The organism is Dactylosporangium sp. CA-233914, from assembly GCF_050942935.1.
Lineage (GTDB): Bacteria > Actinomycetota > Actinomycetes > Mycobacteriales > Micromonosporaceae > Dactylosporangium.
Window position 1 is genome coordinate 9,848,189 of record NZ_CP192030.1, and the last position, 17,608, is coordinate 9,865,796.

Below are 17,608 nucleotides of genomic sequence, written 5' to 3' on the forward strand. Positions count from 1 at the left end.
CGACTCCGGCCGGTCGGGCATGTGCGCACCTCGGCGGCCACCGACATCGACCTTGCCACCGTTTCCCATAGCGACGACAGCACCTCGTTCAGGTGACACCGAATGACCCGATACCGGGACCACGTCCGCACGCGGTGCCATCGCGGCCGGGCCGGGCCTCGGCCGAGACCGAAGATGGGCCTGTTCTCGTGGCGTTGTAGGTCTTGAGACTCACTTGTGGCTGGGAGGAGGCGTCTGGTCAGTGCGCCGGGCGGCGGCGGGGATCGCCGGGCCGGGCGACCGGCACGACGATCGGTGTGCCCACCTCAGGGACGCGTGGCGGGTGCGGCCGTACCGCGCGGCGGGACTTTCGGCCCTGCCCGCCGCCGATGTGCGCGGATAACGTCGTGGCCATGAGCGAACACGGTACCCAGCGGCGGCGGCTCGCCGGCTGCCGGTTCGCCGTTCCTCTGGCGGGTGCGCACGTACGGCGGATGTTCGACGAGCGTTGTCGCGGGCGGTGAATCCTTCTTTCCGACGCCCCGGCGGGCGCCCGGCTGCGCGCGCCCACCGCCCGAAACCGTACCCAGGAGTCACGCATGGTTCACGCCGACATCACCGCACTGATCGGCCGTACACCACTGATCCGCCTCTCCCGCTTCGAGCCCGGCCTGCCGGCACGACTGCTGGCCAAGCTCGAAGCGGCCAACCCCGGCGGCAGCGTCAAGGACCGCATCGCGCTGGCGATGATCGAGGCCGCCGAGGCCGCCGGCGCCCTGCGACCCGGCGGCCGCATCGTCGAGGCCACCAGCGGCAATACCGGCATCGGCCTGGCGCTGATCGCAGCGGCCCGCGGCTACCGGCTGACCCTCACCATGCCGGAGAGCATGAGCGCCGAACGCCGCGCCCTGCTCGCCGCCTACGGTGCCGACCTCGTCCTCACCCCCGCCGCCGCGGGCATGCGCGGCGCCATCGAACAGGCCCACGAGATCGCCGAGCAGCACGACGCGTTCATGCCCCGCCAGTTCGACAACCCGGCCAACCCCGAGGTACACCGGCGCACCACCGCGCTGGAAATCTGGGACGACACCGACGGCGACATCGACGTGTTCGTGGCCGGCGTGGGCACCGGCGGCACGCTGACCGGCGTTGGGCAAGCCCTGCGCGAGAAGAGGCCCGGCCTGCTGGTGTACGGCGTCGAGCCGGCCGAGTCGCCGGTACTCTCCGGCGGCGCCCCCGGACCGCACCGCATCCAGGGCATCGGCGCCGGATTCGTCCCGGCCGTACTCGACCCGGCCGTGTACGACGAGATCATTCAGGTCAACGCCGACCAAGCCTGCGCGGCCGCCAGACGACTCGCCCGCAGCGAGGGTATCCTCGCCGGCATATCGGGCGGCGCCGCACTGCACGCCGCCACCACGATCGCCGCCCGCCCGGAGCACACCGGCGCGACCGTGGTGGTCGTCCTGCCCGACACCGGCGAACGGTACTTGAGCACTCCCCTGTTCGCTTAGAGAAGGTCTCGCCAGATCGCGACGGTGGCGAACGCGTATGCGATGTTCGCGAGCGCGGCGTGATGGAGGGTGTCAGTCGTTGCAGCAGTCGCGTCCGCGGCGACGGCGACCTCGTATCCACGCTGAGCCGCCGACCGGGCGGTGCTCTCCACGCAGACGTTCGTGGATATTCCGGCGATGATGAGGCGCCGGATGTCCCCTGCGCGCAGCAGCAGATCCAGGTCGGTGCCCAGGAAGGCGTCGAACCGGCTCTTCTTGACCACGACATCGGTCGCCTCGGGTGCCAGGCCCGGGATGATTTGCGTGTCCCAGCTGTCCCACAGCATGCCGTTCGCGCGGATGACCTCGGGATGCAGCGTCGAGAGCTCTCGGCCCGCCTCGGGATAGCCCGTTCGGTAGCCGTGGCACGTGTAGATCACCCGGCGCCCGGCCGTTCGTGCGCTCGCACACAACTGCCGGATCGGGGTGGCGAGCGCTTGGTACCGGGCGCACAGCGCCCGGTCACCGGCCAGCGATCCCCCCTCGGCACAGAATCCGTTCTGCATGTCGACCACGAGAACCGCTGTCGAATCACCGCTCACGGTGGTGTCCTCTCGCATTCAGGCCAGCAGGATGCGATCTGTCACGACATCGTCTCCGGTGACCCGGTGGAACAGTTCGACCAGAGCGGGCACATCCATCTCAGTCTTCGCCGTACCGCTGAGGTCCACGACGATGTGCCCGCGATGCATGACGATCAACCGGTCGCCGTAGCGCAGGGCGAACTGCATGTTGTGCGTAACCATGAGCGTCGTCAGGTGATGGGCGGAGACGAGCCGCTGCGTGATGGACATGACGAGTTCGGCGGCCCTCGGGTCGAGCGCGGCGATGTGTTCGTCGAGCAGCAGCGCGCGAGGCTGGGCGATCGTGGCCATGATCATCGCCATTGCCTGGCGCTGGCCGCCGGAGAGTGTCCCGACCGGTGCGGAGAGACGCTGCTCCAGCCCCATTCCCAACGGCTCCAGCGCCGCGGCGATGACCTTCCGGCGCGCCTTGGTCACCGACAGGCCCAGCCCACGGCGGCGGCCACGCATCATCGCGATTGCCAGATTCTGCTCGATCGAGAGTCCGGGCGCCGTGCTGGCCAGCGGATCCTGGTCGAGCCGGCCCACCAGATGTGCCCGTCGGTACTCCGCCTGCCTGGTGACCACACGCCCGTCGATCAGGATCTCGCCCACGTCCGGCTGCTCGATGCCGGCGACGAGGCGCAGCAGTGTGGACTTGCCCGCGCCGTTGCTGCCCACGACCGTCACCCACTGTCCGGCGGGCACGTCCAGGCTCACCCGGTCGAGCGCGACGGTCTGCTGGGGCGTGCCTCGAAGGTAGGTGCGGCGCACGTCCTTCAGCTCGATCACTGCGCCTCCTGCAGGGGCTTGGGCTTACGTGTGTTCAGCTTCTTCTCTTCGCGCACGATCTGCCGCCGACCGCGCAGCGATCCGAGGTACGAGGGACCCCACAGCGCCACCAGTACCAGGCCGGCGGTCAGCAGCTTGAAATAGTCCGGTGGCAGGCCGGTGCGCAGCGCGACGTTGAGCAGCATGCGGTACAGGACCGCGCCGACCAGCACGGCGAGAATCCAGATGGCGAGTTTCCGGCTGCGCAGCAGGGTCTGCCCGACGACCAGCGACGCGAAGGCGGCGACCAGGGCTCCGAGCCCCATGTTGACGTCAGCGAAGCCCTGCGCCTGGGTGGCAAGCGCGCCGGCGATGGCCACCAGCGCGTTGGAGATGGTCATCGCAAGGATCTTGATGAAGTCGGTGTCCACGGACAATGCGCGGATCATCCGCTCATTGCTGCCCACGGCCCTGATCGTGATGCCCAGGTTCGTGTTCAGGAACCAGTACAGGATCGCAGCCACGACCCCGATGAGGACAGCGGTCGTCGCGATCCTGCTCCATCCACCCACCGGGAGGTGCAGGACGCGTGGGACGTAGTCGTAGAACCCCTCGACGCTGAGCAGCGAGGCGTTCGGGCGGCCCATGACCACGAGTGCCACCGTGAACGCGGCGCTCGTGGTCAGCAGCCCGGCGATGATCGCGTTGATCCCGAGTTTGGTGTGCATGACGCCGGTGCACAACCCGGCCAGGGCTCCGGCCGCCATGCCGCCGGCGGTCGCTGTGATGGGGCCGTGGCCGGCCACGAGCAGGGTCGCGGACACGACCCCGCCGAGCATGTACGAACCTTCGACCGTCATGTCGGGAAAGCCCATGAGCTGGAACGTGATGAGCACGCCGAGCGCCATGAACGCCGTGATGAGGCCCTGGTCCAGCGAGTTGAGGACTGTCGTGTACATGAGGCGGCTAGACCACCTTCGCCTTGGCGAGCACCTCGGCCGGGACGGTGAACCCGGTGAGCCGGGCGGCCTCCTCGTTGACGACCAGCTTGGCCGGCTGTACCGGCTCCAGCGGGACGTCGCCCGGCTTCGCGCCCTTGAGGATCTCGACGACCTTCTTGGCCAGCTGACGGCCGGTGTCGCGATTGTCGCGACCAAGCCCCGCGACGGCCCCCTCCTCGACGAGCTGGGCGTCGATCGCAAGCACCGGGACCTTCCCCGCCCGGGCAACCTTGTTGACCACGGCCTGCGCTGTGGCGACCGTCGTGTCCTGGATCAGGATGATGGTGTCGACCTTGCCCACGATGCTCTGTGCCGCCGCCTGTACGTTGTTGCTGTTGTCGGCGGTCGCCTCCACCACCTCGATCCCCCGCGTGGCGGCCTCCTTCTTCATGACCTTCACGTCGGCGACCGAGTTGTCCTCGCCGGGGTTGTAGATGATCCCGACCTTCTTGAGGTTGGGTAACATCTGGCGGCCCACGTCCAGGATCCCCGGGATGGGGTTCACGTTGTAGACCCCGGTGACGTTGGTGCCTGTTGCACCTTCGAGGCTCTTCACGGCTCCGGCCGCGACCGGGTCGGAGACACCTCCGAACACGATCGGGATGCTGCGTGCGGGCCGCGTCGCGTTGATCGCGGCCTGCAGTGCCGGGGTGGTGACCGTGACGATCACGTCGGGCTCGGCCTGGGCGAACTTGGCCGCGATCGACTGGGCGACACCGATGTCACCGTTCGCGTTCTGGCTGTCGAGCTTGATCTTGTCTTTCCCGTAGCCCTGCTCCGCCAGTCCGGCGATCACGCCATCCACAATGTCGTTCAGTGACGGCACGTTGGCCAGGTTGAGAATCGCGATGTCCGGGCGGTCCTTGGATCCTGAACCCGAGTCGCCGGAGCCGCATGCGGCCGTTGTCACGAGCATCCCGGTGACGGCTGCGATGGAGAGTACTGATCTGAGCCTCATGGACGTTGCTCCAGTTCGTTGACGGAGAAGTAGTCGTCACGCGTCTCATAGCTCGGTAGCGGCACAGGCGGCGTCGGAAGCCGGCCTAGCTGGCCAACGTATCGCGAGTATATTGGTACGATGTCTAAGGATGTCAACGAATGATGTCGACTTACTTTCATGCTGAAGGGGGGTCCTGTGGACGACACGGATTGGGCGCTGCTGCGCGAGCTGCAGCACGACGCCCGGCTGTCCTACTCTGAACTGTCCCGCCGGGTCCACCTGTCCCCGCCCGCCGTCGCCGAACGGGTCCGCCGGCTGGAGACCGCCGCGGTGATCACCGGATACCACGCGCACATCGACCTGGCCAAGGCTGGTCGGCACGTCGTTGCCCTGATCAGGATGGCGTGCTATGGCGCCCGCTGCGTCCTGCGCGACCCCAAGGTGGTCACGTGGCCGGAGGTCGTGGAAATCCACCGGGTGACCGGTGACGCCTGCGCCGTCCTCAAGGTCGTCACGGGCTCGATGAACGACTTCGAGTCGACGATCGACCGGCTGGCCCCCTTCGGCCAGCCATCGAGCACGATGGTGCTGTCGACCGTCCTGCGCTGGCGCCCCCTCACGGCGTAGCGGTCAGTCCCCGAACTCCGGAACACCCCGGTAGCTGGTCGACCTCGGCGTCCAGCGAGGCTGAGCCCCGTTTCGCCGGTCTTCCGGCGGACCTAGGCGGCGCTCGGGCCGCCGTACGTCTGCTTCACCGCGAGCTGGCGCCGCAGGCCGTCGGCGAGGTCGGCGAGCCGTCGGCGCAAGAACACATCCAGTTCGGGCGAGTCGATGAGCGTCTGGGCCCGGTCCAGGGTCTCCTGCGACACTGCGGTCGACGGGAAGTACATCTGCGCGGCGTCGGCGAGCAATTGGCCTGAGCGCACAGCGACGGTGCCGGGCAGGTCGGCGAAGTAGCGGCCGACGTATTCAGCCGTCAGCGACTCCTGGCCCGGTCGCCAGAACCCCGCCCCGGCCGCAAGCACCTCGTAGTTCGGCACGTCCACCTCGCCGGTGAAGATGGACCACGCGTAGGCTTTGGCCGCCACGGTGGGCAAGCCACACCGGGCACGGGTGAGCTGCACCTTGGCTTCGGCGGTCGGCGCCGCGTCGTACGCCGCCTGAAGCTCCTGGAACGAGGCCAGTCCGAGGTCGGCGAGCTGCACCAGGATCTGCCAGCACACGGCAACGTCGAGGGCGATGCCCTCCGGCGTCTCGGCCAGCCAGCCGCGCAGCACCTCCGCCGAGGACGCCGTCGAGACGGCGGCGCGGAACGCCGCGAGCTGGAGCTCCGAACCGGTCTCCGCGGCCTCGAGCTTGGCGACCGCGGCGGCGTGGAGCCGTTCCCGCGAACCCTGCGGTGCGAGTGGCAGCACGTCGCGGAAGAGCCACGCGCGGGTGCGGCGGCGGTGGTCCTCGGCGTCCTCCACGGGGAGGCTGGCCACGGCGATGTCGACGACGTCGGCCGGGGATATCGCAGCGTTGTGGAACGCGCTGCGCACGTTGTTCCACACGCCTGCGCGTACGCCCGCATCGGTCACGTCGAGCAGCAGCGTCTTGAGTGCCTCGACAGTGCGGGGGTCAGGCATCAGCCGGGCCCAGGTGTCGTCGTACGGGTCGAGGACGACGGCGTCACCGTCGGGGCGGTACGGCGTCTCCGTGCCCGCCACGGTGACCGACTCGGTCCGCCAGCCGACGGCGTCGTGGACGGCAACCCGGAAGGTATGCGAACGCTCCGCGGAGGCGGCCGCGGGCGGGATCTTGCGGATGACGCCGGCGTCGCGGTCCCAGACGATCTGGTCCGGCCCCTTCGTTCGAAGCCACGCCGCCGCGTAGTCGCCGAGGTCGCCCGCGCCGGCCCTCTCCCAGGAGCCCAGGAGGTCGTGCATGGTGGCGTTGCCGAACCGGTGGCTGTCGAAGTGGTCGATCACGCCCGCGAAGAAGACCTCGTCACCCAGCAAGACATTGAGTTGCTTGAGGATTGCCGATCCCTTGGCGTAGGAAATGCCGTCGAAGTCCTGCAGCGCGGCGAGAGCGTCGACCGCGCCGTTGCCGGCAACGGGGTGCGACGACGGGGCCTGGTCGGCGACCAGCCCCCACTGCCGGCGGCCGTAACTCATGTCGGTCCAGGTGTCGGCATACTCCGTCACGTCGGCGGTCACCCGGATACCGAGGTACTCCGCGAAGGACTCGTTGAGCCATAGGTCGTCCCACCACAACGGCGTCACGAGGTTGCCGAACCACTGGTGTGCCATCTCGTGCACAATCGTGGTCGCACGCTGGATCCGCACCCCGCGCGTCACCCGCGACGTGAACAGCAGCGGGTCGCGGATGGTGACGCAGCCCGGGTTCTCCATCGCGCCGGCGTTGAACTCCGGCACGAAGGCCTGGTGGTATTTCCCGAACGGGTGGCGGATCCCGAAGAGCCGGTGGAACTCGTCGAAGGACTGCTTGGTGATCGTGAGGATCTCCTCCGCGTCGCGCTCGAGGGCGTCGGCGATCGACGCCCGGGTCGACAGCGACAGCGGGATGCCGTCGTGCTCGTCGTGGATGACGTGGTAGGGGCCGGCGACGAGCGTGACGAAGTACGTCGACAGCGGCTGCGACTCCTCGAACTCCCACACACCCGGTTCCACCTGACGGCCGGGCGCGTTGCCGATGACGATCCAGTCAGCCGGCGCGGTGACGTGGAAGGTGTACGGCGCCTTGAGGTCGGGCTGGTCGAAGCAGGCGAAAACCGACGGCGCGGCGTCCATGAACGACATGCCGTAGACGTAGTGGTTGCCGTCCGCCGGGTCGACCGAGCGGTGCAGTCCCTCCCCGTCGTTACGGAACCGCATCGTGGCGTGCACGACCAGCTCGTTCTCGCCGGCCTCGGTAGTGAGCGGCAGGCGGCCGCGGCCGAGCGCATCCGGGCTGATCGACCGGCCGTTGAGCGTGATGGATGAGATTGCGACCGGCTTGAGGTCGACGAAGGTCTCGCCGCCGCGGGAGGTGAAGCGGATCGTCGTCACCGATCCGAACGTTTCCTCGCTCGTGGCGAGATCCAGCCGGACGTCGTACGACCTCACGTCGAGCAGTGCGCGGCGAGCCTCCGCCTCCGTGCGCAAGAGGCTCTGGAAGGGGCTTTGGACGGCACTCACGATCGCGACTCCCTCGTCGTGCACTCGGCCGGGTCTCCGGGCTGCTGCGCGCAGCTATGGACGGTCCAAGTATCAACGCGGTACTCGTGGTTCGTGAACTCCATGGGAACGCTTCACGGATGATCAAGCCATCGCTGGCCGGTGTCCGCCGAGACCGGCGGCGCGGGTGTGGGATGCGCCGGGACGACGGTGGCCGGCGCCGCAAGGTGGCGCTCGATGTCCGCGAGCACGTACGCATGATGTTCCCGCTCACCCGAGCCGGCCGAGGTGAGAGTCCGCAGTCGCTCGGCGTACCCGGCCAGGTTTGCCAGGGCGACGGCACGGACTTGGCCGTTCGGTGCGACCCGGCCGAGCCAGGCGAGCCGATCGACCAGGACGCGCTCCACCGCGCGTCGCACCTCAGCCTCGTACGGCGATGCGGTTGTCGCCTCGGCGACCGTTTCGATCAGCTTGTCGAGAACCTCGGCCAGACCTGGCCGGTCCGGGTCAATCGCGTGCTGGGCAACGAGCCGGGCCGCGCGGTCCGGGGCCAGCAGAGCCGCGACCGTCAGATCCGCGGCCACCGCGGCCGGAGTGATCGGGTCGAACGTCGCGCCCGTGGTGCGGGGGAAGTGGTCGCGGGTGAGGCCGAACCCGAACGGCCGCGGTGGAATCAGGTCCAGCACCGCGGCCGGGATGGTGAGTTCAGCCGGGGCGAGCGTTGCCAGGATCGCGGCGAGCGCACGCCGCTGGTTCGACGCTGGTTCCCGGGTGATCGGTGTCAAGCCGTCTCCGCGCCGCGCGTAAGCGAATTCCTGCCCGCCGAGCAGGCTTGCGGCGGCCTCGGTGGTGAAGCGGTGCAGCAGGTATACCGGAACCAACGCCTCCTCCAGCGTGGCCATGAACGCACCCGGCCGGATTGTGGCCTCGCCGAGGCGGTCGAGTGCGGCGCGACGTACTGCCATCAAGCGGCGCAGTTCGTCAGCCTGGTCCACACCGCTGGACCATTGGCGGACCCGTGGGTGCACGCTCTGATCCTGGTTGGTGAAGAACCGCAGATCCCGCTCCCATGCCTGATCCAGAATCGCGGCGAGCGCCTCAGGCTGGGCCTCGCCGACCGGCAGATCGCCGTACCCGTAGCGAATCGCAACCAGGTCCCACTCCCCGACACAGACAGCGCGCGGCATCACCTCGATCGAGCCGTCCACCCGCAGCCGCACGTCCAGCGGCGAGTAGTCCATCACCGAGATGTAGCCGTGGCTGCTGGCGTAGAAGTTGTGCGCCAGCCCGAGTGTGTGCCCTACCTCGTGCGCTGCCGTCCGGGTGATTCGGGCCATCGCCGCGCGTCGTGCTTCCGCCGCGGACTCGTCGTGCGGAAACGGGGCGGTGAGGGCCTCGATGAGTCGAAATTCCTGGTGTTCACGCATCGAACCGAGAGACACGTTGGCCTTGAGGATCTCGCCGGTCCGGGGATCGTCGACGGTGGCGCCGCGGCTCCAGCTCCGATGCGACCGGTGTGTCCAGGTGATCATGTGATAGCGCATGTCCATCGGGTCGGCATCCTCCGGCAGCACCGCGCCCTCGATGGCATTGCTGAAGCCGGCCGCCTCGAACGCCGGCAGCCACCAGCGAACCCCCTCGATGATCGCCTCCCGCACATCCGGCGGGGCGCCTCGATCAACACAGTAACGCAGCGGTTCCACCGGGTCGCTCACCGCCGCGGCTGGGTCCTTCTTCTGCAGCCTGTGCCGCCGGATGAGGTGCGTCACCTCCCGTTCGCCTACGCCGGCGCCGAAGTCGAGAAAGCTGAAGCCGACATAGCCAGACCGCGGATCGTAGTGTCGCGGCTCGAAGTCGTCGCCGGGCAGCTCGACGAGCGACACATGCGCGCGAAGCGTGACCACGTTCGCCCGAGGCGCGATGCTCTCGATCGTCCCGGCGAGCAGCGGCTCGCCGGCCAGGCCCGGAGCTGGTCGGGGCACGGCGCGATCCGTCGACGCCGGCACGATCGGCGGCCCGAAATCCATCAGCGGGGCGACGTCGTCCGCGACGTACGTGAGCGTGGCCTCGATCTCGGTGTTTCGGGGGAAGGCCTTGGTCCCCGGCAAATAGATGCTGCTGCGTGTCGGGTCTACCCGGTAGCCTCCCGGCGTCAGCGCTTTGGCGACATTGGGGACGTCGCTCAGCAGGAACGACGTCGCTTCCACCAGAACGGCGTCCGGCGACTCCGCGACGACGGGGAAGCCCCACAGCACCGATCGGGCAAAGGAATCAGCGACAGCGCGTCGCTCTTCAGGGTCGGTGCTGCGAGACCGGAAATATGTGTTCTGCTCGATGAGCAGGACCCGCGGTCCGGTCCGCTCGAACCGCACGACGTGGCCGACGTCGTTGCGCTGCCGATCCAGCAGGATGTCCGGCGAGCCCAGGCCGGTCGCCAAACCGGCGGTGAAGAGGAAGTCCGTATCGAGGCGCCGAATCTCCAGCAGCAGGCTGCCGGCCACCGCGTCCCAGTACAGCGGGATGAATCCGTCCAGCCGAGTGAGACCGCTGGTCCGCTCCGCGATGCTGACCAGCGCGACCGGCGGCTGTCCGATTGTCGTTCCATTCATGAGTGTCACGCATCCAGTTCCGGGACGCCGCGCCACCGCTTGGCGTCGCCGGTGTCGATCATCCCGATGGTCCGGAACGAGCCGCTCGCCAGGGCTGAGGCCAGGTTGCTGTCGCTGTGGACGACGTCGGCGATGCTCAGGTCGAGTTCGTGTGGCACCGCCGTGCGAGCGCCGGGGGAGATGATGAGGTGGCTTTCGATGTCCGGATGCTCGCGCAGGGCTCGTAGTGCCGCCACGCCGTACGGCAGCCCGGATGCGCCGCTCGTCGCGACGACCAGCCGGCGGGCGCTCACGCACCCGTCCCGCGCGCGGTGGCCAGGAAGTCCTCAAGCCGGACCCGGCCGTGCCCGGGCGGCAGCCGCCGGTGGAAGTGCTCGGCCCGGTCCAGCGGCACGGTCGCATCGATGATCAACCGCGCATCATGCATACCGCTCTCATCCCGCGGGAACCCACCCGCATGCGGCACCACCACAACATCACGATCCAACGCCGTCCGGGTCGCGACCGCCCACCACACATCATCACCACTGTCGACATCAACATCAGCATCGACCACCACACAATACTTCAGCCACCGATACGCCCCCAACGCCGCCATCGCGACCGCCTTACCCTCCCCCGCATACCGCGGCGCGATCGCCACCACCGCACCCAGAATCGTCGGCTGCAACCGCACCGCACTCACCCGAGCCCCGGTCCGCCGGACCGCCTCAACAATATCGACCTCCCGACTCACCCCCAGGATCTGCACATCCTCACGAGAACCCGCATGCATCGTCTGATACACCGCCGACCGCCGATGCGTGATCGCCGTAACCTCCAACCGGTGATTGTCCATCCGCGGCACGTAGTACTCCAGAAAATCACCGAACGGACCCTCCGGCTCCCGCACCCCACACCGCACCCAACCCTCAATCACGAACTCCGCCTCAGCCGGCACCTCGATCGGAACCGAAACCCCCGCAACCAACCGGACCGGCTCCCGGCGCAACCCACCAACCATCGCCAACTCATCCCGGCCCAACGGCGGGGAAGCCGCCGCACCCAACCCAGCCGTCGGATGCATCCCCACCGCGACCGCAACCGGCAGATCCTCACCCCGACGCTCCGCCTTCGCCTGGATCTGCCCCAACTGCTGCGGCGGCATCATCCGAATCCCCGCCGCCCGCGGGCCCACCGGACACATCCGGTTGAACGAAATATTCCGCAACCCCGTCTCAGGATCCCGGGTCAACACCATCCCAGCAGTGATATACCGCCCAGCATCAAACTCCGAATGCACCACCGCCGGCAGCAACCCCAGATCAGCGTCCGCACCCTCCAGCACACACTCCTGCGACGCCGCACCACCAGCCACCACCACCGGATCGACCGGACTGCCCACCCCACGCGCGAACGCGTCAGCCACCTCCGCACCAGCCACACCCAGCGCGATCCCAACCATGTCACGACTACCCAACAGGTTGTACGCCAACGCGAACCGGGAATCGCCCACCACCTCGAACACCCCCGCCAGACGCCGCCGATCCAGCTCAGCCATCAACGCCGACACCTCCGTATCCGGGTCCGCGGGCCGGCCCAGCCTGACCAGCCGCCCAGCACCCTCCAACGCCCGCACATGACCGCGAAGACTCCAGCGCTCATCATCCGTCATGACACGCAGCTTACTACGAGGTCGAACTACATCATCAATGCTTTGCGACGTAATTTTGTTGCGATACAGTGGCACCGTGTCACAGCTGCCACTCGACCACACCGGCCAGGCCCTCCACGCATGGCACCAACGCCGCCCAGACCTCGACCTCGCCCCAGCTCACGCCATGGCACGCATGCGCCGCCTCATGAGCCTGCTCGAACCACTCCTCGAAGCACCACTCGCCCGCTTCGGCCTCAACCACTCAGCATTCGACACACTCTCCGCACTCCGCCGCAACGGCCCCCCATACCACATGACCGCCAGCGAACTCGCCACCCAATGCCTGCGCACCCAAGCCACCCTCACCACCCGCATCGCCCGACTCGAACGCGACGGCCTCGTCACCCGATCAGCCGACCCAGACGACGGCCGCGCCGTCATCATCAGCCTCACCGACCGCGGCCTCCAACTCATCGACGAAGCCGCACCCACCTACCTCGAAACCGAACGACTCCTCCTCACCGGACTCGACAACACCGAACGCGACCAACTCGCCCAAACCCTCCAACGCCTCCTCCTCACCTTCGAAGGCTACGACACCGACCTCGGCCACAACCAACACACCGCCGCCGTCCCCACCCTCGGCATCTGGCTCGAATCACTCCACCGCTCCATCCAACTCCGCCGCACCGTCGGCCTCCCCGACCAACCCGGAATGATCGTTGTCGCGGTCGATCCGGACAGCCCAGCACAGCGGGCTGGGCTCACCTCCGGCGACCTGCTGGTGGCAGTCGGCGGCTCCCCCGCACGATCGGTCGCGATCCTCAACCAACACCTCGACACCGCCATCCAACAGGGCAGCGAGCACACCATCGAAGTACAGTTCGTCCGGCAAGGCGACGAGGATCGGACCGCAACTGTGCCACTCCCCCAGCCCGCCGCCTGAGTGCTCACCGCTTCGGGACGCCCATGACGTCGTGCAGGACCCGCAGGGCGTTGCCCCCGAGGACCTTGCGAATGTCCGCCTCAGCAAAGCCGCGGCGAACCATGACCTCGGTGAGCTTCGGCAGGTCGGCCGGGCGTTCGACGTCTGCCGGGACCTCGTGCGGCTCAATACCTGGCGGGAAGAGCCACTGGCCGTACACGTTCTGCATGTAGTCGTCCATGAAGTCCGGCCCGATGCCGACATGGTCCACACCGGCGACCTCAATCAGGTGTTCGACGTGGTCGACGACGCGCTCAGCGCTCGGGTTCTTCGGGTCGACGAACTGCGGTACCGCCGCCGCGACGTGAACGACCCCGCCGAGCTCGGCGATCCGCTTGATCTGTGGGTCGCCGAGGTTGCGGTGGGTGTCGGTCAGTGCCAGGCAGGCAGAGTGGGTGGCGAGCAGGGGCCGGGTCGCGCGCTCCAGAACGTCATCCACGCCGGCAATGCCGAGATGGCTGATGTCGAACACCATGCCGAGGCTTTCCATCTCGGTGAACACCTCGACGCCTTCCGGGGTGAGCCGGCTACGGGACGAAGCGTCCAAGCCGCTGCCGTCGGCCAGAAAGGTACGCCCGTTGTGTGCCAGCGACGCCACCCGGACGCCGACTCGGAAGAGGGTGCGGATCAGCGCCGCGTCCTGGCCGATCGCGTGGCCGCCCTCGAGCGCGATGATCAATGCGATCCTGCCCGTGGCAACCGCGGCGTCGACCTCGTCGGCGGTGAGACAGATCGCGACATCATCGGCGTGCTGGTCGGCGAGGCGGTAGATGCGCTCGATGAGCAGCATGGTGCGCCGCAGCCCGCCCTCGGACTGAAATGGCCGGTGCAGGCAAATCGGCAACACTTGAACATCGACGCCGCCGGCGCGCAACTGGGGCAACCAATACTCGCCGAAGTTGTCGGTGCGGCCGCGTGCGTCGAAATGATCGACGACCAGGATCAGATCGTTGTGGGCATCAACGACCACCGCATCGTGGTGAAGTGCTAGAGCATCCATGGATTCAGCGTCACCTTTTCTCATCGAGAACTCTCACCGGCGAAGTGGCAGGCCACCCGATGCGGGCCGGCGTTGGCATCCGGGTCGGTCGTGACGCAGATACCTCGATCCGGCTGATGGATCGGGCCGATCGGGCATCGGGTGTGGTAGCGGCATCCGGTCGGCGGGTGATGCGGGTCGGGCACGTCGACCTGGTCGGCGGCATCCAACTGACCGGCCAGCAGGCTGTGGGTACGCGACGGGGCGGCGGCCAGCAACTCCCTCGTGTACGGATGCCGGGGATTCGCCAGCACCTCCTGCGTCGGGCCTACCTCGACGATGCGGCCGAGGTACATGACGGCGATGACATCGCTGAGGTAGCGGACCACGGCGAGGTTGTGCGAGATGAAGAGGATCGAGAGTCGCAACTGCTGCTGCAGTTCGCGCACCAGGTTGAGGATCGCGCCCTGAACCGAGACGTCGAGCGCGGAAGTGATCTCGTCCGCGATCACGACCTTCGGCTTCCCGGCGAGGGCTCGAGCGAGAGCGACTCGTTGCCGCTGCCCGCCTGACATATCTCGTGGCAACGCGACCGCGCGGCTCGGATCGAGATGGACCAGTTCCAGCAGCCGAGCCACCTCGGCACGCCGATCCGTCCCGGCCGGCATCGCCTCGGCGATCGACTCGCCAACGGTCATCCGCGGGTCCAGTGAGGACTGCGGATCCTGGAAGACCATCTGCACCGGCCGGTTGCGACGGGGTAGCTTCCGGACGTCGGTGCTGTCGACCAGGATCTCGCCGGCGCTGATCGGGGCCAGTCCCACCGCGGCGCGGGCCAGGGTGGACTTGCCCGACCCGGACTCCCCCACCAGCCCGACGATCTGCCCGGACGGCACGACGAGGTTGACGCCGTCGACCGCTGTCAACCCACGCCGATGGCTGCCGTAGCGGATCCGCACCTCGTTGAACCGAAGCTCGCTCATTCCACCCCACCTTTCACACCGACGGCCAGGTCCGGCAGGACGGGGTTCGCAGTGACCGGATGCCAACCCGCGACCCGTTGCTTGCCACAACGGCAGCCGGGCGGTGCGATGAAGTCACGCCGGCAGTCCGTCGCGGATCCTGGTCGCCGCCAACACGATGGCGCCTGCCTGCACAGCTGCCAGCGTGGCAATGGGGATCGATTCGCCCGGTCGGTGGGCGTCGACGTCAGCGCACCAACCATCGAATACTTCTGCGAAGTCGCGCCGTTCCCGTTGAATGTCGGCGTCCACGCCGGACGGGTCAACCTCGTCGAACAGCTGCAGGAGCATCCCACCGATCCGCAGCTTCAGCATCTCCGGCACCCCGTACAGCTCGGTGAACTCTTCGGATCTGGTGGCCGTGCGGTCGTCCGCGGAATCGGCCACCGCCGCCTTCCCGTCGAAGAACGCGGCCCACCGTGGCAGCGATTTGACGATGGCCCGGTAGAAGGGGTTCGCATCGGGCAACCGCCCGTCGAGGCGCTTCAGGATTCCGGTGAACAGGTCGGCGTTCTCGCGGTTGGCAGCCGCCGCCGCGTGGAGCAGATCCCGCATCGATCGCGAACCCGGCGAGTCGTCGTCAGCTTCGGGAATCGCCCACAGCGGCACTTCGCAGATCAGTATGCTCGTCCCGTACTGCGCGGAGTAGTCGCGAGTGGACCCGCCGCTGAGCGCTGCCGCGGCCTGTGGATCAGCCTGCGCGATGACGTCATGGGTCACGCCGAACGGCGACGCCTCATAGACACCGGGTGCGAACGTCCGTGCCCCAGGCGTGTCGGACAGGCCCCGCTCGACCGCGATCCCCGCATCGGCGAGCAGGCCGGTAAGGCCTGCCCAGTACTCCGTGTCACCGCCGGTGACGTAGAAGAAGCCACGGTTGATCTCGGCGTTGTGCAGGGACGCCAGGAATTCCGGCCGGGTCGCATCGATAAGCTGCATGAGCGCTTGCGTCTCAGGAATTGGGTTCCCGAACGTCTTGCCCGCCCACTGCACCGGAAAAGACCACTCGGCCTGCTCGTCGGCCGAAGGCCGGTAAAAGTGCCGAGCATAGTGGCTGCGGGTGATCGGCCCGCCGTACCAGCCCTCGTTGCGGCGGGTGCCGTCCGGATCGACGCAGGGCACGAAGTGCCAGGTGATATCGAGTTCGGCACGCAGTGCATCGTCTTGGCAGAGGCGGGTGAGCAGGTGCTGGATCGTCACGAGGCCGACCGGCTCGTTCGGGTGCGGGTTGCCGACGACGATCGCGTGCCGGGAGCCGTCGCCGACGGTCACCGCGTGGATCGGGTCGCCGGCTCTTGACATACCGATCACGCGGGTGCTCGCCACCGACGGGAAACGCTCCGCCAAGTCCCGGGTGAACGCCAGCATCTGCTCAACGGTCGGGAACCCCGTTCGCGGCGCGATCGTACCGACCAGCCGGCCCAACTCTGACATCATGCCCCTTCCCCTATTGCTACTATGCATCCTTACTATGACCTCGAAGTATGTCAACCATCTCGGCCGAGCCCGACGCCCACCGGCGGTCAGAACTCTTGTCGTTCGGCGGCGGGGAGGTAGTCCTTGAGGAGTTGCTGCGGCACCGCCTTGTGCAGTTCGTCGAGGGTCCAGGCGGTGCCGTCCTTGGTGATCTTGCTGATGTGCACGGGTTCGGAGTAGAGGGCGATCTGGCCGTTGCCGGTCACCGAGAAGACGGCGCCGCTGATGCCGGCCGCTTCGTCCGTGGCGAGGTAGGCCAGGAAGGTCAGGTTCTCCGCTGGGCCGTGGGCTTCTTCGGACGCTTTCATCCGGTCCTCGTCGACGGTCATCTGCGCGCCGGCGCGTTCCATCATGGTACGCAGGGTGGCGGTGAAGCTGAGGTGTCCGGGAGAGGCGGCCTGCGGGCAGTAGGCGTTGACGGTGATGCCGTAGCGTGCCAGGTCTTTGGCGGCGGACTTCGTCAGCGCGACGACGCCGGCGTTCGCGGCGCTGTAGGGGCTCAGGTTCGCGATGCCGATCCACGCGTCGGACGCGGCGTTGAGGATCCGGCCGTGCCCCTGCCGGATCATGTGCGGCACGGCGTGGCGCATGCAGTAAAAGGAGCCGTTGAGTTTGGCGCTCAGCTGATACTCCCAGTCGGTGGGGGTGACGTCGGCGAACGGGCCGAAGCCGAGGCCTGCCGCGTTGTTGACCAGGATGTCGACCCGCCCGAACGTGTCCACCGCGGTCTGCACGAGGGTGCCGGCGCCGTCGTCGCCGGAGATGTCGGCGTAGCAGGCGACGGCCTCGCCGCCCTCCGCGACGATCACCTTCGCCGTGTCCTCGGCGTCGCTGGTCACGGCGTCGTAGGCGGCCAGCTCCGCTTCGGAGAACACCATAGCCCGAGGTCTGCGGTCGATCGGCTCCACGTCATGCGGTCGGCGCGAACAGTCG

The 17,608-nt window shown here is 68.0% G+C and carries 16 protein-coding genes; 3 read left to right on the forward strand and 13 right to left on the reverse strand.

The window, feature by feature from the left end; translation table 11 throughout:
• Positions 1-238 precede the first annotated feature (238 nt).
• On the reverse strand, positions 239-394 hold the full coding sequence (locus ACQPY0_RS43550; protein ID WP_432974649.1) for a hypothetical protein: 156 nt from the start codon (positions 392-394) through the stop codon (positions 239-241).
• A 184-nt stretch (positions 395-578) separates the two neighbouring features.
• Between ACQPY0_RS43550 and cysK the strand changes: the two genes are divergently transcribed.
• On the forward strand, positions 579-1,493 hold the full coding sequence (gene cysK, locus ACQPY0_RS43555; RefSeq protein WP_432974651.1) for a cysteine synthase A: 915 nt from the start codon (positions 579-581) through the stop codon (positions 1,491-1,493).
• Here cysK and ACQPY0_RS43560 read toward each other — a convergent pair.
• Genes ACQPY0_RS43560 through ACQPY0_RS43575 form a run of 4 tightly spaced genes read right to left on the reverse strand, consistent with a single transcriptional unit; the run spans position 1,490 to position 4,825 of the window.
• Positions 1,490-2,074, reverse strand: a complete 585-nt coding sequence (locus tag ACQPY0_RS43560; RefSeq protein WP_432974653.1) for a cysteine hydrolase family protein — start codon at positions 2,072-2,074, stop codon at positions 1,490-1,492. The genes cysK and ACQPY0_RS43560 overlap by 4 nt on opposite strands.
• A gap of 18 nt (positions 2,075-2,092) precedes the next feature.
• Positions 2,093-2,887 (reverse strand): ABC transporter ATP-binding protein, encoded by a 795-nt coding sequence (locus ACQPY0_RS43565; protein WP_432974655.1) that lies wholly within the window; start codon positions 2,885-2,887, stop codon positions 2,093-2,095.
• Positions 2,884-3,825, reverse strand: coding sequence for an ABC transporter permease (locus ACQPY0_RS43570; protein ID WP_432974657.1), 942 nt, complete (start codon positions 3,823-3,825; stop codon positions 2,884-2,886). The genes ACQPY0_RS43565 and ACQPY0_RS43570 overlap by 4 nt, the downstream gene beginning before the upstream one ends.
• 7 nt (positions 3,826-3,832) lie before the next feature.
• On the reverse strand, positions 3,833-4,825 hold the full coding sequence (locus ACQPY0_RS43575) for an ABC transporter substrate-binding protein (protein ID WP_432974660.1): 993 nt from the start codon (positions 4,823-4,825) through the stop codon (positions 3,833-3,835).
• Between the two features lie 177 nt (positions 4,826-5,002).
• On the opposite strand from ACQPY0_RS43575, the gene ACQPY0_RS43580 reads away from it, so the two are divergent.
• On the forward strand, positions 5,003-5,434 hold the full coding sequence (locus ACQPY0_RS43580; RefSeq protein WP_432974662.1) for an Lrp/AsnC family transcriptional regulator: 432 nt from the start codon (positions 5,003-5,005) through the stop codon (positions 5,432-5,434).
• A 92-nt stretch (positions 5,435-5,526) separates the two neighbouring features.
• On the opposite strand, the gene pepN is transcribed toward ACQPY0_RS43580, so the two are convergent.
• From pepN to ACQPY0_RS43600, 4 genes are all read right to left on the reverse strand, one after another.
• A complete protein-coding gene (gene pepN, locus ACQPY0_RS43585) occupies positions 5,527-7,989 on the reverse strand; it encodes an aminopeptidase N (protein WP_432974664.1) in 2,463 nt (820 codons plus the stop codon).
• Positions 7,990-8,102: 113 nt separating this feature from the next.
• Positions 8,103-10,469: a zinc-dependent metalloprotease gene (locus ACQPY0_RS43590; RefSeq protein WP_432974666.1), complete on the reverse strand. Its 2,367-nt coding sequence runs from the start codon at positions 10,467-10,469 to the stop codon at positions 8,103-8,105.
• A gap of 113 nt (positions 10,470-10,582) precedes the next feature.
• Entirely contained in the window at positions 10,583-10,870 is a 288-nt protein-coding gene (locus ACQPY0_RS43595) for a flavoprotein (protein WP_432974668.1), read from the reverse strand.
• On the reverse strand, positions 10,867-12,231 hold the full coding sequence (locus tag ACQPY0_RS43600) for a UbiD family decarboxylase (RefSeq protein WP_432974671.1): 1,365 nt from the start codon (positions 12,229-12,231) through the stop codon (positions 10,867-10,869). The genes ACQPY0_RS43595 and ACQPY0_RS43600 overlap by 4 nt, the downstream gene beginning before the upstream one ends.
• A gap of 76 nt (positions 12,232-12,307) precedes the next feature.
• Between ACQPY0_RS43600 and ACQPY0_RS43605 the strand changes: the two genes are divergently transcribed.
• Complete coding sequence (locus ACQPY0_RS43605; protein ID WP_432974673.1) at positions 12,308-13,159, forward strand: MarR family transcriptional regulator; 852 nt, start codon at positions 12,308-12,310, stop codon at positions 13,157-13,159.
• Positions 13,160-13,163: 4 nt separating this feature from the next.
• Here ACQPY0_RS43605 and ACQPY0_RS43610 read toward each other — a convergent pair whose 3' ends face one another.
• From ACQPY0_RS43610 to ACQPY0_RS43625, 4 genes are all read right to left on the reverse strand, one after another.
• Entirely contained in the window at positions 13,164-14,198 is a 1,035-nt protein-coding gene (locus tag ACQPY0_RS43610; RefSeq protein WP_432974675.1) for a dipeptidase, read from the reverse strand.
• Between the two features lie 20 nt (positions 14,199-14,218).
• Complete coding sequence (locus ACQPY0_RS43615; protein WP_432974677.1) at positions 14,219-15,160, reverse strand: ABC transporter ATP-binding protein; 942 nt, start codon at positions 15,158-15,160, stop codon at positions 14,219-14,221.
• A 114-nt stretch (positions 15,161-15,274) separates the two neighbouring features.
• Positions 15,275-16,636 (reverse strand): M14 family zinc carboxypeptidase, encoded by a 1,362-nt coding sequence (locus tag ACQPY0_RS43620; RefSeq protein WP_432974679.1) that lies wholly within the window; start codon positions 16,634-16,636, stop codon positions 15,275-15,277.
• Positions 16,637-16,722: 86 nt separating this feature from the next.
• Positions 16,723-17,553 carry an SDR family NAD(P)-dependent oxidoreductase gene (locus ACQPY0_RS43625; protein ID WP_432974681.1) on the reverse strand — a complete coding sequence of 277 codons (831 nt, stop codon included), beginning with the start codon at positions 17,551-17,553 and terminating at the stop codon, positions 16,723-16,725.
• Between the last annotated feature and the right edge of the window lie 55 nt (positions 17,554-17,608).